This is a genomic window from Anaeromassilibacillus sp. An200 (assembly GCF_002160025.1).
Taxonomy (GTDB): Bacteria; Bacillota; Clostridia; order Oscillospirales; family Acutalibacteraceae; genus Caccousia; species Caccousia stercoris.
Genome location: NZ_NFJU01000043.1, coordinates 1 through 18,508, shown reverse-complemented (window position 1 = coordinate 18,508; position 18,508 = coordinate 1). Strand labels below are relative to the sequence as shown.

Below are 18,508 nucleotides of genomic sequence, written 5' to 3'. Positions count from 1 at the left end.
AACCTGAAGCGGTTGATATGGAACACGAAATGACGCCAGTGAGCGTCTTTTTTTCTGCTCAAATTCCCATTGCTGATTTTCAGAGGCCACTTTGTCAACAGCTCCACATTGTCCAGAATTTCCTGCCGGAGCCCGCTGCTCTCGGCGGGAGCGCACAAGCGCTCCAGCTTTTCAAAATCATCGTAGTCCTCGCCCAGCTCTTCGCGCACAATGGCATCATACATGGCCGGGAACTCGGAAGTCAACCCGAACCCATCCATCGGAAAGGGTTCAAACCCCACAAGCAGGGCGGGCGAACCCTCCCGAAGACGGAAATCTCCCCGCCGCATGTCCACAAACAGCGGATCCCGCGCCAGACTATGCGCATCCGCGCCCCGGCTCTGCTGGTAGGCAAGGCGCGACGCGCCGCCATCCGGAGCCGCCTCATCAAAATAGAGATTGCGGTCAATTTCCGCTTCCTCCAGATGAACCTGCGTCAGCTTCCCATCCACGACCGATTCCCGGTAGAAGGGCTGATGGGCCGCCGTTTTATAAAAGAGGTTGCGCTCCACGCGCAGGCAGGCGTTTGGCGGCATTTTCTCCCGCTCATAGACATCGAGCAGGCTGATATAGCCGATGAACATCCGCTTTTCCTCTCCCTGTGAATTTTCGTATACAATATCGCGCACATCGGCCACAATGTTATTCACCACATGGTTCTCGTAATATTTTGTATTGATTCCGCCGCCTGTGACATTGTAAACAATGTTCTCTGTGATCATCGTATCTTTGAGGAAAGCGTCGGTGCGGATGCCCTGCTGCATCCCGATCCCGTTGAGATGATGGATAAAATTGCGGCGGATCAGGTTGCCGCCCCCAACGTCGGAGAGATAAATGGCGTTGCCGTCAAACATGCGCTGCATCGTGAGGAACATTTCATTCTCCTCCACGATGTTGTTTCTCGTCTGATAGAAGGGCGCTATCTTCCGCCACTGGGCGTGAAGCTCCTCCGTGATTTGGATCGCGCAAAGCTGCGACTCCGGCGGAATCTCACTGCGCCGGATGGTTCCCTCCATCTCGCGGTTCGGTTCCTTGGCATTGAAGCAGTAGGGACGCACGCCGCTCAGCACGATCGAGTCATACGGCAGATGATGCAGCCGATTATGTTTGATAAGATTTTCGCTGCTCTGCCAGACCATGATGCCGCTTGCGTGATAGTACAGCTCACCGCAGTGGTGGATGTGGTTGTTGAGAATCCGGTTACAGCGGTTTTCGTTCACACGCCCCGGACCGAAGCCGCACAGCAGCACGCCCGTCCCGCCGACATGGTCGATCAGATTGTTTTCCACCCGGTTGGACTGGCAGTGCAAATCCAGCCGCACACCGCCGGATCCGCTCTCACAAAGGCGGCAGCCGCGCAGCGCGCAGTCCTCCGCGCCGCGGAAACGCACCATCGCGTTCCCCTTATCCCACAGATCCCAATCGTGCTGAAGACCGATATCGTCCTGCGTAACCGCGTCGCGGTCGGCGCGGGTGAAGGTCAGGCCCTCAAAGACAATCCCCTTGACGAGTTCACCGCGCTCCTGGCCGTCAACGCGGAAATACTCCGTAAGAGCCGGCACTGTGACATGTTCCGGTATTCCGTCCATAGAGTAATAATAGATCCTGCCGCGCAGCGTGTCAACCGCCCAGGAACCAGGCTCCGTGAGAAAATCAACGGCGTTTTCCAGACGGCAGGAGCCGCTCCCCATCGCAAACAGATGCTTGTCGACACGGCCCACCGGATAGGTGGAGGGAATGGACGTCTCGGCTGTACCGGCATCCGCATCGACACGGCGCAGCGGCAGATAATTTGTCACATAGCCGACGCCGGGTTCGACAAATGCTTCGATATCTTCCGGATTCTCCCAGCTGCGCAGAAAGCCCGGCGGACAGAACAGCGTGCGCCGATCGGAACACAGCAGGCCGCTGATATCGGGCAGATCGGCGTTTGCCGGGATGGGATAGCGCGGTTCAAACCCTTTCGAGTGCGCGCGTGTCAGACGCTTCCCGTTTGCGTAGAGCGTATAGATCCGCTCCTTGCCGGTGGGCAGCTTCGGCAGCGGCGCTTCATACACCTTCCCGCGCGACGACTTCGGCAAACCGGGAACCTCCCGCGCGACCGTCCAGCCCGTTACGGGGATATCGGAGGAAAACACGGGCGTTTCACCGGGGTAGGCGGCATAGACGATACGATAGGACTCATGATGGCCGTCACATCCGCGGAATACCACTGTTTTGTTCAGGCGGTACTCGCCGCCCCGGATCAGGACAAAGAGATCGCGGTAAAGTCCGTTCTTGACAGCCCGCACCGCGTCACGTGCCCGTTCCACCGTGGCAAAGGGACCGTCCGTTCCCTCCTGGTTTGGTTCCGGCAGCGTACCAGACCAGCTGTCGCACCCGTTTTCCGCCACATAAAAATCCGCATACTGATATTCCCGAAGCTTTCCTGCTGCTTTTTTCATCACAATTTCCTCCATACCGGACAACACAGCAGGCGGGGACCGCCTGCTGTGTTGTCAAATCCTTTACTCCTTGGATGCAATATATTCGTTCATCTGCTCCACATAGGTCTGGCCGCCCTTGGCATACCAGTCGGTCAGAGCGTTGTCGTACTCATCCACCGGCAGTTCGCCCATGATGATCTTGGTCATAACCTCTTTGCGCTTGTTTTCCGCTTCGATAAAGGCCGCGTCATCCGCGATGGCAGGACGGAAGCCCATGTCCTTGGAGAAAATCACGGTATCCATAGAGGTCTGGATCCATTCGCTTGTAGCATCCAGCTCTTCCTGCGGCAGCGACAAATCGAGGAAGAAGGTCGGGTCGTCGCATCTTCTGACGAAGATCTGGCCCCAGGAATTGTTCTTGAGCTCCTTGTACGCATCCGCAATGACCACGGGAGTATCGCCCTCCATCGTGTAGGTCAGGCCCTCCTCGCCGTAGTTGATGATCCGCCAGCCTTCATCGGAAAGCAGCCAGTCAAACAGATCCACCGCACGCTGCTTGTTCTCGCAGACGTTGGTGACAGCCCAGCCGCCCCAGATTCCCGCGCCGTTCGAGGAACCGAGAAGCTCGCCTTCGGAATTGGAGATACCGGCCAGATACGTCATCTCAGCATCGGGATTCAGCTTTTTGGCCTCCGTTTCACGCAGGGCCACATGGCCGCCGAACACCACATTGCAGCCAACCTCTCCGGAATACAGGCGCTGTCCGTCGTCTCCGGATTTCAGAATCGGCCAGTCGGGAAGAATATAACCCGAGGTCCACAGATCCGCGGAGTATTGCAGCGCGGCCTTATAGTTCTCGTTTCCAATCTCATAGCTGGGATCCATATAGGCATATTCGCCGTCGCTCTCCTGCCACCCATAGCAGTCAAACGCACCCACGGAGATGGGATACAAATACCCGTCGGAGGACGGAGAGGGAACGAGGCCGTAGGTATCGTTTTTGCCGTTGCCATCCGGATCGTTCTCCGTAAACTGCTTCATGATGTCAAAGAATTCCTCCTGTGTCACCACGAGATCCTTCGGCAGAGTAATGCCAAGATTATCCAGCCAGTCCTGACGCAGGACATAGCCATCATTGCGCACAACCGTCGTGCGGGGGATCATATAGATGTCCTCATCCTGCTTTGTTTTGACGGCTTCCCATGTCACATCATAGGTATGAGCCAGCAGGTTCGGGGCGTTCTGGATCTCCTCCGTAATCGGAACAAACAGGCCGGTATCGACGCCCTGGGTAAACATTTTATCCGTGTGATCCGAGAAGTTGACGACATCCGGATAATCGCCGCCGGCCAGCATCATTTGCAGGCTTTCCGTATAACTGGACTGCGGCGGAACCTCCAGTTCAATAGTGACGTTGTTCTCCTTCTCCATCTGTTCCAGCAGATAAAGCGTCAGCTCATTCTGTTCCGCGGGCCAGAAGCTTCCGAAAATATGAATGTTGACGTTTTCCGATTTGTCATCCGCTGCCGCGCTCCCGGCGCTGGTGCTCTGAGTCCCGTCCTGCGCGTTTCCCGCAGCGGATGAAGCTGCGCCGCCTCCGCCGCAGCCGGTCACGGTCGAAACCAGCAGAGCTGCCAGAACCAACAGGGATGTTGTTTTCTTCATCATAATGGTACCTCCTCACAACATGGATGCGATCGTGTGATCGCAGATTTTCTGTTTCAGCCGGGATGGTTTATCCCTTGACGGCTCCCATCATAATTCCCTTTTCAAAATATTTTTGCAGACAGGGATAGATACAGAGGATGGGAACCATGGCCACCACAATGGATGCGTATTGCAGCATGATGGGCTGCACCGCGGCGTTCCCCATCTCCGCGAGGTTGCCGTCTGTGGACTGATTCATCGCAGTGGCCGACATGATAATTTCACGCAGGACAAGCTGTAACGGCCACAGCTCGCGGGAGCGGATGTACAGAATCGCGTTGAAATAGCTGTTCCAGTAGCCGACCGCCACAAACAGCAGAATCGTGGAAATAATCGGCTTGGAGAGCGGGACCACGATGCGGAACAAAATAAAGGGCTCGTTTGCGCCGTCGATCTCCGCCGCCTCAATCAGGCTGTCCGGCAGACTGGAAAAGAAGTTTCGCACAAGAATCACGTTATAGGCCGAGAGACAGCCAGGCAAAATCAGCGACCAGATGGTATCCAGCAGGCCGATGGACTTCACCAGCAGGAAGCTCGGGATCATGACGCCGGAGAAAAACATGGTGAAGAGGATCAGGCCCATAAAGATGCCCTTGCCCCGGAACTGCTTTCTTGAGAGCGGATACGCGGTGAGAATGGTGAGCAGAACGCCAAGCACGGTCCCGAAGATCGTGACAAACAGCGTCACGCCGTATCCGGTCAGCATCAGGCTGTACTGAAACACCTGATTATAGGCCGAAAGGGAAAAATCCGTGGGGAAAAGCATAATCGGGTTTTCCAGATAACCTGTATAGCTGGAAAGGGAAATGGAAATCACGTTGATGATGGGATACAGCATGATGACATCCACCAAGATGACAAAGAGGGTAATCAGCAGGCGGGGAATGAAATCCTCGTCCCGGCGGCGCGATTGCATGGCTGCGCGCGCCTTCGGCATCGTTTTCGCTTTTACCCCAGACCGTTCCCTCCAATCTTCTGCGATATTTTGTTGGTGGAGAACACCAGGATCAGCCCGACAACGGACTGGAACAGGCCGATGGCCGTCGCAAAGCTGAAGCGTCCTTCCACCATGGCCATGCGATAGGTATACGTCTCAAACACATCCGCCACATCGTAAACCACCGGGCTGTAAAGCATAAAGATCTGCTCGAAGCCATTGCGCAGGATGGAACCAAGACGCAGAATAAACAGGACAACGATGGTCGGTACAAGATTCGGAATGGTGATGAATACGATTTTCTGAAGCATTCCCGCCCCGTCGATGCGGGCCGCCTCATACATCTCGGAGTCGATGCCGGAAATCGCGGCAAGATACACGATGGTGCCCCATCCCGCTTCCTTCCAGATATCGCTGGCCACGAGGATGGTCCGGAAACAGGCCGGATCCTGCAGGAACGCGTGCTTTTCGCCGCCGAACAGTTCAATGAGGAAATTGATGGCGCCGCTCGAGGGGGACAGCAGATTGATAATCATACCGGAAAGGACCACCCACAAGATGAAGTGCGGCAGATACAAAATTGTCTGCGAGGCTTTTTTAAAGCGCTGAAGGCGAATCTCATTGATCAGCACCACGAGCAGGATCGGAGCCGGGAAGCCCCACACAAGCCGCAGGAGACTGATGATCAGAGAATTGCTGAACACATTGAAAAAGCTTTCCGAGGTAAACAGATACTCGAAATTCTTCCAGCCAACCCACGGGCTGTCAAAGAAGCCGAGAACCGGGCTGTACTCCTGAAACGCAATGGTCACGCCGTACATCGGCGCATAACAGAAAATCAGAAAGTAAAGCATTCCGGGAATCAGGAACAGATACAGCCAGAAATTTTTCTTCCAGTAACTGCGCGAGAGCTTTGCCGCTTTGGGATGCATCACTCAACTCCTCCTTCACTCAATCAATTCCAAAGCCTTTGGATTTACCCGTCTGTTTTTGACACTTTTATTTTATAAAAGGATTCCTATTTGTACAATTCGCTATCTTACACTCTTACTATGCTGATTTTATCCTGCTTGGAAAGGCTTTTGAGCAAAGGACTGTTCTATTTTACAAAATCAGGAGCGCACTGTAAAATCACGCCATTTCCCCCAAGGGAGAAAGAAGCCCGCGCGGACCGGAAACATCCAGCCGCGCGGGCTTCTTCATTCAAAGGTATCGGTTCGCTGTGTAGACCGCTTCGACATTGGCTGTCGGCACATCTCCTTCAAATCCCTGGCTTGCCATGAGGATATCACGATCGCTTTGTCGGGATGGCGTTCGATCGTCTCGCGGATGGCAGAGTAGTCAAACCAGTCCGGATCCGGCCAGGCGTACCGATCCACCTCCTCCACCGTCTCCACGCCGGAAAGCGGATAATAGCTTGTAACCGGATAGGAATCGAGAGCCGTGACATGAATTGTCTGCTCATATCCCCAGAAGGAGCCTTTGACCTGCCTGTTCTGCTCGTCGGTGCGGGACACCAGCTCCGGACCGATATAGCGCGGCCCGGCGCAGACGATATCAATTTCATATTTCTCAAGCAGCTGATCGTAGTCTGTCATGCCGTATTCCCGCAGCAGGCGGCTTGTCACCGTGCCGACGGCCTCAAACGCGGCAGGAATGCGATCGGGCTTGAGGCGCTGCATCACGGCGCGCACCCGTTCCTTTGACGTCATAGCGTGCTTCCTCCTCAAGTTTACTTTCACTCATTTTCCCACCACTTTGGTGGGAGTTTTCCTCTTCATTATAGGGAGAAATATGTATTTGCACAATAGTGCAATTTCACCTTCCAGGAACAGATTTTTTATCTTTCTCCACCAAAAGCACTGCACCAGACTGTGTTATTCTACAATACTGCGATTTTGGGATAATTTTGTAATACTTTCCTCGAAACGCACCGTTTTCTTTTTCCTTTTTTATGATATTTCCCTTGTGATACCCTCCAAAATTTCATATAATGAAAAAAATTGAGCCTTGAGGAGGAGGATACCATGTATCGCCTGATCATCGCGGATGATGAATATATGATCCGGCAAAGCCTTGCCTCTCTTGTGGATTGGGAAGCCCTGGGATTTGAGGTTGTTCTGCTTGCGCGGGACGGTGAGGAAGCCCTGCGCGCCCTTGACGGCGCTGACGTTGTGCTCAGCGACGTGCAGATGCCGAAGCTTTCCGGCCTTGATCTGGCACAGCACGTTTTTGAAGATCAGCTGCCGGTCCGCGTTGTGATCATCAGCGGATACCGGGAATTTGAATACGCCAGAAGGGCCATTGCTTACAATGTAAGCGATTACCTGCTCAAACCGATCGATCTGGCCTGCGTCACCTCTGTCTTTGAACGCATCCGTGCCGATCTGGACCGGGAACAGGCGGAAAAACAGAAGCAGCAGTCTTACCGCAACGAGCTGAGCCTGTACCGCACCGCCGCGACAGAGAAATTTTTCGAACTTGCGCGGCTTGGGCTGTTCAAGCAGGAACGGGACGCGCTCGCCTATCTGAAGCGCTTCGGCCTGACGGAAACACTCTCCCGCCTTCTGGTTCATCCGTATCAGCTCCGCTTTACAGACGCGGCACGGGATGAGCCCATCCCGCAGGAGGTGGTCGCAAATATTCTCGTCATGCTGCAGACACAGCACGAGCTGCCTCTTGCCCCCATCCTGTTTCCGGGAGATGAACAGGAACATGAGGTCCTGCTTTTCACCGATCCCTCCGGAAACGGAGCGGGACTTGACGCTTTCCGCACGGACGCCGTCCATGCGTTCCGGGATGTGTGCAACGCCGGGGCACAGATGAGCCTTGCCAGACCCGCCCGTCCCCTGACGGATTTTGCGTGCGTCCGGGAACAGCCTGCCGAACGCCAGGAACTGGACAAGGAGGAGATTCTTCTCTCGATGGCGCGCCAGCATCTGATTATCCTCAACACGGCCCCCGAGCTGGAGGAAACGGCTGTGAGCCTGACGGAAATTTTTTGCCGCCTTACCGCCGGGGAACCGGAGCCGGAAAAGCGCCGCCAGGCGGAGCGCCTGCTGGAGCATATGGGACGTCTGGTGAGCAAACAGCTGCCGGATTTTCCCACCCTGTTTGCCTCTTCTGCCCCCAAGGAATCCGCTGCCTTTTTTGAAGAATGGTATCAGGCGGAGCTCAAGCGCTTCTGCGCCTGCATGAAGCAGGAAAGAAGGGCACATTCCTCGCTGGTGGAGCTGGTGCAGGCGATCATCAAGGGGCATATCACGGAGAACATCTCCCTGCAGCAGGTGGCCGACCAGGTTTTCATCAGTCCAAACTATCTTTCCCGGCTGTTCAAGGAGGAAACGGGAGAGAATTTCAGCGAATTTACGATCCGCGTGAAGATGGAAAAGGCAGCGGAGCTTCTGCGCGATCCGACCTGCCGTGTCTATGAGGTCAACGAAACCCTGGGTTACAAGAGCCTGCAGCATTTTTACAAGCTATTCAAGCGCGTGTTTGACTGTACGCCGACAGAATACCGCGAGAAGATTTTGCAGCAGCACAAACACACGGACGAAAAGGAACCATGAAAAAATACAATTTCCGATACTACTTTCACAACTACCGGTTCAGCAGCCTGTTTCTGAAAAACTTTCTGACGATCCTGCTGGTTCTCTATCTGCCTTTATCCTTAACCTGTCTCGGCATTTCCCTGTACCTGCAAAACGCATGGTTCAGCGAGCTGGCCAGCGCGGCCCATGATTCGGTGGCCAGCGTACAGGAGGTGGTGGATACCGTGCAGACAAATGTATCCGGAGCGTGCATCAACACCGCTTCGGATCCCTCGGTTTCCAGCTTTGTCCTGACCAAAAAATGGGATTTTCCCAGCTACGATATCGTACAGAACATTCAGAATATCATCCGCAGCCTGACCATTTCGTGTGGGGAGTATATTGACTCCATCTACATCTATTCCACAAACAACGATTATCTTCTCTCCAACACGCAATCCTCCACGCTAGCCTCCTTTTACGATCAGGACTGGCTTCCCTTCTGTGAGGAACAGGCCAAAAGCCTGTCCCAATGGACCTGGGGACGGACCGCCATGACGCGGGAGGGCCAAGCGGTGAGCTACATCTCCACCGCAAGCGTTGTCCCCTACTCCCTGACGCGGGGAACCGACGGCTATGTCGTGGTGAACATGAGCAGCGACTGGCTTGCCCAGCTTGTCAAGCAGAGAGGATCCGCCCCCTTGGAGGAATTCTTCATTGTGGACCGCACTGGCCTGGTGCTGTACAGCTTCGATCCCAAGCAGCTTGGGAGTGCGTTCGAGAAAGCAACCGGCTATCCGCTCTCCCAAACGGAAAACGCGCAGATGCTGACCGGAGACGACAGTCAAACGCTGTGGCTCACTTGCTCCTCCTCCACACAGAACGGCTGGAGATACATTGCGGTCAACTCGCTGGAGGAGTACGACCGGAGCGTTTCCTTTTTGCAGCGCATCATTTGGCTGGTGCTCTTTCTCCTTTTCCTTCTCGCCATCGGCGTTTCCTATTTTGTTTCCCGCAAGGTTTTTCTGCCGATTCAGAAGATCATCAAGATGATGGATGACCCCAAGGCATTTTACGATCAAAATTCGGAGACGAACGCCCGCGGAGGCTACAATGAGCTCCGCTACATCACCGCTTCCTTCCTGCAAACCATCACCAAAACGGAACAGGCACAGCAGGAGCTGATCCAGTACATCACACGTCTTAAGGAGACGCAGACCGCTTTGCTGCAAGCCCAGATCAATCCGCATTTTTTGTATAACACCCTGCAGACCATCAATTTTATGGCCATTTCTCTGACACGCTCCGACAATCAGGTGTCCAAGGCCATCGGTATGCTTTCCTCGATGTTTTCCCAGATGATGCAGGTGGATTCCAACACAATCCCCATCCGTCAGGAGCTCGACTATTGCCGCTCGTATCTTGACCTGGAGCTTCTGCGCCACGGCGGCGAATTCGAGGTGGAATGGCGGATCGACGAAACGCTCCTGGACTTCTTCACCGTTAAGCTGACGCTCCAGCCCATTCTGGAAAACGCGATCAAGTACGATCTGGACAACTCCGGGGAGAAAGGAAGGGTCCGCATTTCCCTCTCAAAGGCAGAGAACGCCATCGTATTTTGCGTGGAAGATAACGGCAAAAGCAAGGATGACGCCTGGATCGTACAGATGAACGAAAGCCTCAAGGAAATTTCTCCGCTGATCGGCAGGCACATCGGCGTGCAGAACGTCCACCAACGGATTTTACTGGTCTTTGGAAGCGGATACGGCCTTTCGTTCTCCCGCAGCGAGCTTGGCGGCATCGGAGTGACCATCAGGCTGCCAGATACGCAATCTGAAACTGAGCAAAAAACTCTCACCCCTTCCAAAGATTCCCCACCGTCCCCCTCTGGTTGAGAGCAGCATACCAAAAATCCCCCTGATGCCGCACATCAGAGGGATTTTTGGTATGCTCATTTGTTTTCATGCATTCGTTTTCGCCAAGGCAAACGCCCGGTATACTTCCCCACGGTTGATATACTCTGTGCGGATCAAACCGGCCTGCCAGGGCTTCTTTGCCACCCGTTCCCGGTTTTGAGCAATTTTTTGATCCAGCGCATCCAGGAATTTGCCAATAAACGGCTCAAAGGAATCCTTCAGCAAATCAGACATCCGGCTGCCAACACCCGCATCCTCGATCTCATCTGTGAGAGACTTGTACTGCTGGGCCAGGTACTTTCCCAGATCCGCGTCGCTCTCCTTGATTTCATAGGTGTCCCACTCCGGCTTTTTGATTTGCCCGGAAAGCTCCTGGGCCATAGAGGCGGCAAAAGCCAGATCCCCGGCGCTGTAGGGAGCCTGATCGCGGACTTCCCGCGACGCGGACACATCACCCGCCGAAGCCGCGGCGGCGCTTTCCCGCAGCCTGGCCGCCATATATCCATCATCCTGCTTGAGCCACTGCTTACTGGGGTCGGTGATCTCCGCGTAAATATCATTTTCCTTCAGATAGGCGGAATAGGCCTCCGCTTTGCCGTCGATTGCGGCCAGAACGCTTTCCCGCATATCTTCAGCGGCGCCGGATTGCCCCAGGCCTTCATAGAACCCGCCGATGTTATCGGCATAAGAATCGGCCATTTCCTCCTTGGCCTTCGCATACATCGTTTCCAGCGTCTGCATTTCCTGATCCAGCTTCTCGCCGCTGTACTGCGACTGGATGCGATCTTTCAGGACGGCATAGCGGGAAGCGAGATAGTCCGCCTTCTGCTCAAAGCTTTCGGCGTTGTCAAAGCGGATGTCCATGTGGATCCAATCCTCCTGCACACCGCGCCAGTCAATTTCGTCCCCCAGCCCGTTCTTTTCCAGTTCAGCGCGGAATGCATCCAAGCTTTCCTGGCTGACCTGCCCTTCGATCATCAGCTTCACCGGCTTGGAGGTGTCCAGAACAAAGGAGTCGCCATCCTTGATAAAATTCAGACGGTACTGCTTCATATACTGATTCATCAGCGCATCCTCTTCGGTGTACTGCTCCTTCTCCGAAGCAGGGCGCAGATCCGCCGACAGATCAAGCTTGGCGTCAATCTGTGTGGCTTCCGGCACTTCCAAAACCTGCAAACGGTTAGGGAAACGCAGAGCGGAATTGCTGATTTCCACCCGATCCTGGTTCGCGGAGCCTGATCGCGTCCGCGCCTGCGAGAGAACGGAGGACAGAGCCGCAGAATTCCGCTTCCCACTGACATTGCTGAGCCAGGTATTGTTCCACCACGGGTTTTGACCCATCTGACCAATATACATGTTTACTCCTCCACAACATTTTCCTGCATCATAATTTCTTGTCCATCTATTTTCTATATCGTCTGTTTTTTCTAAAAAATTAGGAATCATGAAAATTCCATAGGAACCATTTTCATCCTGCCATGCACTCTGCGGCAGGTGTGATATCATTCCTCTTCCCGCAGACGGTCCGCGAGCGTTTCCTTTTGAAGCGAAGCATACATCCTGTCCGGCGTGACAACGCAGACGGCCAGGATCACAAGAGTCAGGAGTACGGCGGGAACAAACGGATAAGTGAAAACCGCAAAGCCGGCTTGCTGCCGGAACAATTTGAAAACGCCGTATGCGATCAGGCTGCCAAAGGAACCGGTGAGCGCCAGCGTGATCACCGCATAGCAAAGCCCCTCCCCGATCAGCATAGCGCGGATTTGCCTGCGGGTCATTCCGATGGAGGCAAGCGTCGCCAGCTCTCTTCCTCGGGCCACGACGCCGACCGACATGAGATTGACAAAATTGAGAATACCAATCAGGGCAATCACAAGCGAAATGCTTCCGCCAAGAACCAGTACGGCCATTTTGGCACGTCTGAACTCCTCCATCGCCTCCATTTTTGACGTCAGCGAAAGCTCAAGATCAGCCTCTGTGAGTTCCCTGCATGCGATCAGGGCGTTTTGCTCGTAAGCGTCGGAAACATCGAGATCGAGCTGCACAGCCGCCGGATCCCCAAACCATTCCCGCATCACCGCATTGGACACGATTACGGTAGGCGCAAGGCCGGAACCGATCCCTTTGTACTGAAACGGAACAAATCCCCCAAGAGAAATCTCCACAGTCTGATCGCCCGAAACGCCGCTTTCCCCGCGATGGGAGGGAGTCAGCGTGAGACGTGGAACACCCGAAAACCATTCAGGATGATCGGTGGCAATCAACGCGATTTCTCCCCGCTCAAAAGCTTCCCGATCAATCGCTTTGCCAAGTGCGTCACAGGCTTCTGTGAGAGTTTCCCCATCGACGCCCAGAACAAAGCCGCTGAAATTTTCCGCAAGCTCCTGTTCCGACAGACCGGAAATCTGCTCCTGCATGGGATGATTGACGACATACTCCCTGAATCCGTCGGAATATTCCAGACTCATTTCTTCCCATGTTGTCAGGTGGATCGCTTCCACACCGGGCAGGGAGCGGAGCCGTTCCGTCAGGGAAGCATCCAGCTTTTGGGCGGGCCATGCCTTGTTTTGGATCACAAAATCGCTCCCCAGAACAGAATCCATATATCGGGAGACATCCATACTGAAAACCAGGGTGGTGACTGTGAAAAAGGTTGTGACTCCTAAGAAAAGGCTGAGCAGGACAATTCCCGCACGCTTTTTGTCCCGGAAAATATTGCGCCAGGCCATCCGATAAGGGCTTCCATGCGCAGGCGATCGGGCGCTCGCCGCATTTCCTGTCGTCCCCCGGTAATTCCGCGCTTCTATGGGAGAAATCCCGGCTGCCTTTCCGGCGGGCTTTGACGCGCCCCACATCGCCGTAAGCAAAGGGAGAAACACTGCGCCCGCATAAATGATCGGCGAGAACGAGACAACCGCTCCCCCTGCGGAAACGGCCCCAAGCGCGGAAATAAAAAAGGGAACCACTCCAAAAGAAAGCAGCAGGGAAAGGATAACGCCGAGGGGAATCCCAATCAGGCAGAGACGCCATATCTGTCCCTTCACAATGCGTTTCATCTGTCCCGGTGTTGCCCCCAGCGTTTTGAGCAGCCCATAAAACCGCACGTCACGGGAAACGGAAAGATACAGGATATTATAGATCAGCAGATAGCCGGTAAAAATCAGGAAAACTGTGACAGCACCCAGGGAGAGCAGCGCGGCGCTCTCCTGTCCCGTGTCCGTGGCGTAAAGCTGCACCGCCGCAACCAGCTGATCCCCGGACAGGTCCAGATCGGATTGCAGCGCCTCGCAGTATTCCGAAACACGCGATCCGTCCGTAAACAGCAGCGACGCGGAGCCGTCCCTCTCCACCGTCTTTCCGCATTTTTGCGACAGCTCCCGGGAAACCAGAATCACATCCGCGGCATCGGCGGAGCGGACAAAGGCATAGCTCGTAAACCAGCCGGAAAGCAAAAAGGTTTCCTCTGTCCGTTCCCCTTTCTTTTCGCTGTCCGTATAGTAAACAAGGGGAATTTCCATACCGGCAGCCGGGTGATCGATCCCCATCTGTTCCAGAACCGCGCGGGAAACCATGATCTCATTTTCCTGTTCCGGATAGCTTCCCTCCGTCTCCCACCCATAGACATCCTGTACAAGGCGGGGAATCTCTCCCGGCAGCTGTACTGTTCCCGGCAGCAGTAATACCGTACGGCGCAGAAGCCATTCACCATAAATGGCAAGGCTTCCCTCATCCATTCGGTCGTTGGAAGGGTCCAACACCGCACAGACAGCCTTCTGCAGAGAGACGGGACGATCGGTTCTCAGATGCCGGTGCAGACGGCCCATGCGCTGCAGCAGCAAATCCATCGGGCAAAGTTCCGTGACTAAAAAATCGAAATCCAGATCCAATGACTGCTCCATCACCTGTGTACCAACAACAACCAGCCTGTCCCTCTGCTCTGCTGTGGATTTTTTGCCGATCCGCGTCAGAAGCATGCTTTCAATGGATGCACGATCGGGCTGCACAAACTGCGCATGAAACAGCACAACTTCCATCTCCGGGAGATAGGCGCGCAAAAGAGAGGCCATGCTCTGCGCTTTTCTGACAGTGTTGACCATGACACCGGCACAGCCGCCATCCTGTAAACGAATGCGGAGCAGTTCGGGAACATCCGGTTCCGCAACCCGTCGGATCTGCACCGTGCGCGTGCGGCTCCTGTCGGGAATCCCGCGCTGTTCCACACGTCCGCCGCTTGTCCAGGTGAGCAGAGGATACGAACGACAAGACTTCCATGGCGCATCTGGCTGCGGACACCCGAGATATGCCTCTATAAGCTCACTGCGCCGCCGTGCCGGAAGCGTGGCGGAAAGAAGAATCACCGGCACATGGTACCTTCCCAGCCAGGCAAGCGCCCTGTCGAGATACCGGTTCATGTACGCGTCATAGGCGTGACACTCATCCACCACGACAACCTTTCCCGCGAGACCGAGATGGCGCAGCATCAGATGTTTCTGCCGGAGCGCGGACAGCAGAATCTGATCCACCGTGCCAACGACAAAATTCGCCAGAAGCGCCTGCTTATTTCCTTGAAACCAGCTGTGAACCAACAGTCCGCCATCCCCCTCATCCTGCGTTGCAGCACTTCCCTCCATCAGCTGGCTATATGCTTCGTTCAAATCGGCCATCCCGTGCGCAAGCCGAATGGAGTGAACCGTTTCCTCCGACTGCGCTCGCGACCACGCTTCCAGTCGGGGAAAAATCCCGTTTGCCGTTGCCTGAGTGGGAAGGCCGAACATCAATCCGCCAGATCCAAATTTCGCGGAGAAAATTTCCGCGGCGGCAAGAGCAGTCTCCGTTTTTCCGACACCCATTTGCGCTTCCAGGATCAGGAGACCGGGCGCATCCATCTGTGACGCTGTGTCAAGCACGGCACGCTGTACATCGTTTGGCAAAAAGCCGAAGCGGAGCCGGAAATCTTCATCCCACATGGCCCGTACTTGTCCCTCCCACGGGAAAGTCAGCTGGAGAAGTTCCCAGGCGCGAAGAGCACGCTCAGGGTACACGGACTCTTCTCCCATCTCCGCAGTGGACAAAAGCGGAAAATAAAACGAATTGCTCGCAATCCAGTCCGCCATGATAAGCAGCCCCGTCAAAATCAGCAGCGATGGCAGCGGCAGATCCGGCAGTTTCTCCGCCGTCAGGCCGCTCCTTTGCAGCGCATCTGCATACAATTCTTCCCAAGCACTGCGCCAGAGAGAGGAGGGGCCTTTCCCCCAATAGTTCGCGGGAAAATCCTCGATCTGATCGGCTATATAACCGTCAAGCGTATTTTCCTGCGGCTTTCCGTGATGCGCTCCCACCACGGAAGCCAGACCTGCGGGACAGCCAAGCGAAAGCAGGATAGCTTCCCCTGCGCGGGCATGCGGCGTCTTTTCCGGATGAAGGAAGCGGGACGGAAGCTCGCACACTGTTTCCAGGCGACTGCGTGCCTCAGGGAGTTGGAGCAGGATTCTACTTTGAAAGACGGCACTCGCTTTTCCAATGTCATGCACGCCTCCCAGAAAAATGGCGAGCGAGGAAAACTTATCTTCATCCAGCCCCAACTCTGTTTTTACGGAGGCGGGCAGCCATCGCTGTACCAGCAGGCACATCATTTCAGCCGTATCCCGCAGATGCATCCACAGAGGAAGCCATTGGTCTCCACCCTTGGGGGCGCTTTTTCCGGCAAATAGTTTTTTCTGACCGCACTCCCTCCAAAACACAGCTGATTCCCCATTTCTGACTTATTTTTCTAAATTATAGCATAGCAATTATCGTTTGTCTAAAATTTGTACGGAATCATTTGGTTCATCCTACTGCTTAGATTAAATTCTCATTTTTAATCTGCTGTAAATGAATTTACCACAATATCTGTCCAATAATCAGGACTATTCTTTGTGTAGCTTCCTGTCAAGCAGACAGAAATTATGGTAATTTCTCTGGCACTCTGATTTTTATATTTAAAAAGGAAATCTGGTAGAATTTGAACCCATGACATGGTACAATAAAAAATAAATAGAGCAACAAATCAGAGTCCATTATTTTATTGTGAGGTAAAAATGGATATACTATATCAAGATGAAGAATTTTGCATGGAGTTTTCTTCTGAAGAAATAGAAACAGAACTTATTGGAAAATTGAGAGATAGCTTTCACATTGACATACAGGTAGATTATGAAGGCCCCCATAATACCATTGATTACATCAGCATAGAACCAGAGAAAGATAACTTAGCAATACGGTTCTACGGGTTTGAAACTGCACTATATGTATTGGATGAAAAGATTATATTGGTAGATGACAATCAATTAAAACAGTATACTTACGACTACACTTATGGAAATATTGTGTATGACGGTAAACTCAGAAGCCTTACTCACTCCAGGATTTTGTCATTACTATTAGACTTGGTAAAATGCTTTATAAACTGTACCAGTATTGAAGTAAAGGTACCGGAAACTAAAGCACCAAATATGGAATTGTACCATAAAAATGATTATGTTCTTTCGGTAACAACAACAGATACAACACTGCATTCAAAGATCTTTTCAAACATTAGAATCAATTATATTTATAATGACGTGTAAAAAACTTGTTTCTCTAAACAGTAAGATATATTGATTTGTTCATAGTCTTGTGCTATACCTTTCTTAAAAAAGACCATAAATTTGGATTTGAGGATAAGTAAAACGAATGGAACAGATAGCATATCAATCTAAAAAATGGGATAAATGTAAGCAAGAGCTGCTGCGGATTGGATATGATTTTTCTAAGGCTCCTAATCTTGACAGCTATATGCAGGAATTAGAAAACAGTAAAAAGGAAGCAAAAGATTACTGCAACTATTTTGGCTGCCTTTCCCTTTTATATCACGAATGTGCAATTAATTTCTATTTGAATAATCCAAACGATCCCCTTGTTATTGAAAACACATACTATTCTGGTATGGCAGGTGTGCTTTGTCAAAAACTGGGCGGATTGCATCTTTCCCAATGGAAAAATTCTTTTCAAACCGCCCTTTATGAATTAGTGAGTATAGATTGTACTGATAATTGCTACCTTCAGAATAACGATTCTATTCTCAGCTGTATGTTAACTGGAAAGTTAGAATTGGCAGAAAGAAAGCTATCAGATATTGATATCGATTTGTCCCCTCAAGTTGGATCACAGTATGTAGAATTAAAGTATCTAAAAAATTTATATTTAGCCATTATAAAAAATGATGAACCAACCTTTAACCGTGAAATTATCAACCGAATTAAAATATATAGAAAAAATCCATATACGCATGCCGTTATAATTGACTTTCCTGTGCTGGCTCTTATCAGGATTGCAAAAAAGTATGGCTTAAACTATCAGAATAATGTGGCTGAAATTCCATCAATATTATTAAACGACAAAATTACTATTCAACCAGAGCGTTTAAAATTGCCTTTTAGTGATAAAATTTCCACTTATTAAGCCATGCATAAATAACTACCCACAAGGGCAGCCAAGAAATTGACTGCCCTTTTTTTATTATACCAACAAGCCAACAAATCCCATCGGCAGAGAGCAGCTCTGCAGGAAAGTGGGTGTCTGAGATCATCCTATTTTTCAAAACAAGAAGATTTCATGATGAGCAAAAAACTATTTTATGCTATAATTGATATTAAAGTTGATTTGACCAGCCGCTGTTCCTTGGAGACTGTTTCTGCGATTTGACAGGAGCGTCAGCAGCGCACATTTGGCTCCTGGCCTGGAGGCTGGAAAATAACAAAGGATCGAGCGATAAATTGAAATTGGGAGGTTAAGTAGACATTGAGCACAAGCGAAGACTATGAAAAGTACCTTGCTACGAAAATAAGTAGCGAGGGCGTGTACCTTGACAAACAGGTTTTCAATGCCTCATGAAAAACCATCGCAGCACAAAAAGCGGCAGGCCAAAACCTGTCG

Annotated in this window: 11 protein-coding genes; 4 read left to right on the top strand and 7 right to left on the bottom strand. The window is 52.4% G+C overall.

Features of this window, described 5'->3' with window-relative positions; translation table 11 throughout:
* From B5F35_RS15230 to B5F35_RS15210, 5 genes are all read right to left on the bottom strand, one after another.
* Positions 1–2,483, bottom strand: a 2,483-nt coding sequence (locus B5F35_RS15230; protein WP_162611447.1) for a right-handed parallel beta-helix repeat-containing protein, incomplete at its 3' end; no start/stop codon positions are given.
* 63 nt (positions 2,484–2,546) lie between these two features.
* Positions 2,547–4,133, bottom strand: coding sequence for an extracellular solute-binding protein (locus B5F35_RS15225; protein ID WP_087242444.1), 1,587 nt, complete (start codon positions 4,131–4,133; stop codon positions 2,547–2,549).
* A 67-nt stretch (positions 4,134–4,200) separates the two neighbouring features.
* Positions 4,201–5,088, bottom strand: a complete 888-nt coding sequence (locus B5F35_RS15220; protein ID WP_087242446.1) for a carbohydrate ABC transporter permease — start codon at positions 5,086–5,088, stop codon at positions 4,201–4,203.
* Positions 5,089–5,120: 32 nt separating this feature from the next.
* Positions 5,121–6,041 carry an ABC transporter permease gene (locus B5F35_RS15215; RefSeq protein ID WP_087242443.1) on the bottom strand — a complete coding sequence of 307 codons (921 nt, stop codon included), beginning with the start codon at positions 6,039–6,041 and terminating at the stop codon, positions 5,121–5,123.
* 267 nt (positions 6,042–6,308) lie between these two features.
* Positions 6,309–6,821: a hypothetical protein gene (locus B5F35_RS15210; RefSeq protein WP_087242442.1), complete on the bottom strand. Its 513-nt coding sequence runs from the start codon at positions 6,819–6,821 to the stop codon at positions 6,309–6,311.
* Positions 6,822–7,136: 315 nt separating this feature from the next.
* Between B5F35_RS15210 and B5F35_RS15205 the strand changes: the two genes are divergently transcribed.
* A complete protein-coding gene (locus B5F35_RS15205) occupies positions 7,137–8,678 on the top strand; it encodes a helix-turn-helix domain-containing protein (protein WP_087242441.1) in 1,542 nt (513 codons plus the stop codon).
* On the top strand, positions 8,675–10,534 hold the full coding sequence (locus B5F35_RS15200; protein ID WP_087242440.1) for a sensor histidine kinase: 1,860 nt from the start codon (positions 8,675–8,677) through the stop codon (positions 10,532–10,534). Before B5F35_RS15205 ends, B5F35_RS15200 begins: the two co-directional genes overlap by 4 nt.
* 66 nt (positions 10,535–10,600) lie before the next feature.
* On the opposite strand, the gene B5F35_RS15195 is transcribed toward B5F35_RS15200, so the two are convergent.
* Together B5F35_RS15195 and cas3 are read right to left on the bottom strand one after the other, a co-directional pair.
* Positions 10,601–11,911: a hypothetical protein gene (locus B5F35_RS15195; RefSeq protein ID WP_087242439.1), complete on the bottom strand. Its 1,311-nt coding sequence runs from the start codon at positions 11,909–11,911 to the stop codon at positions 10,601–10,603.
* 146 nt (positions 11,912–12,057) lie between these two features.
* Positions 12,058–16,296 carry a CRISPR-associated helicase Cas3' gene (cas3, locus tag B5F35_RS15190; RefSeq protein ID WP_140401240.1) on the bottom strand — a complete coding sequence of 1,413 codons (4,239 nt, stop codon included), beginning with the start codon at positions 16,294–16,296 and terminating at the stop codon, positions 12,058–12,060.
* A gap of 336 nt (positions 16,297–16,632) precedes the next feature.
* Between cas3 and B5F35_RS15185 the strand changes: the two genes are divergently transcribed.
* On the top strand, positions 16,633–17,160 hold the full coding sequence (locus B5F35_RS15185; RefSeq protein WP_087242437.1) for a hypothetical protein: 528 nt from the start codon (positions 16,633–16,635) through the stop codon (positions 17,158–17,160).
* Positions 17,161–17,266: 106 nt separating this feature from the next.
* The gene (locus B5F35_RS15180; RefSeq protein WP_087242436.1) at positions 17,267–18,034 is read left to right on the top strand and encodes a hypothetical protein; all 768 of its coding nucleotides are present in this window, start codon (positions 17,267–17,269) and stop codon (positions 18,032–18,034) included.
* The last annotated feature ends 474 nt before the right edge of the window (positions 18,035–18,508 follow it).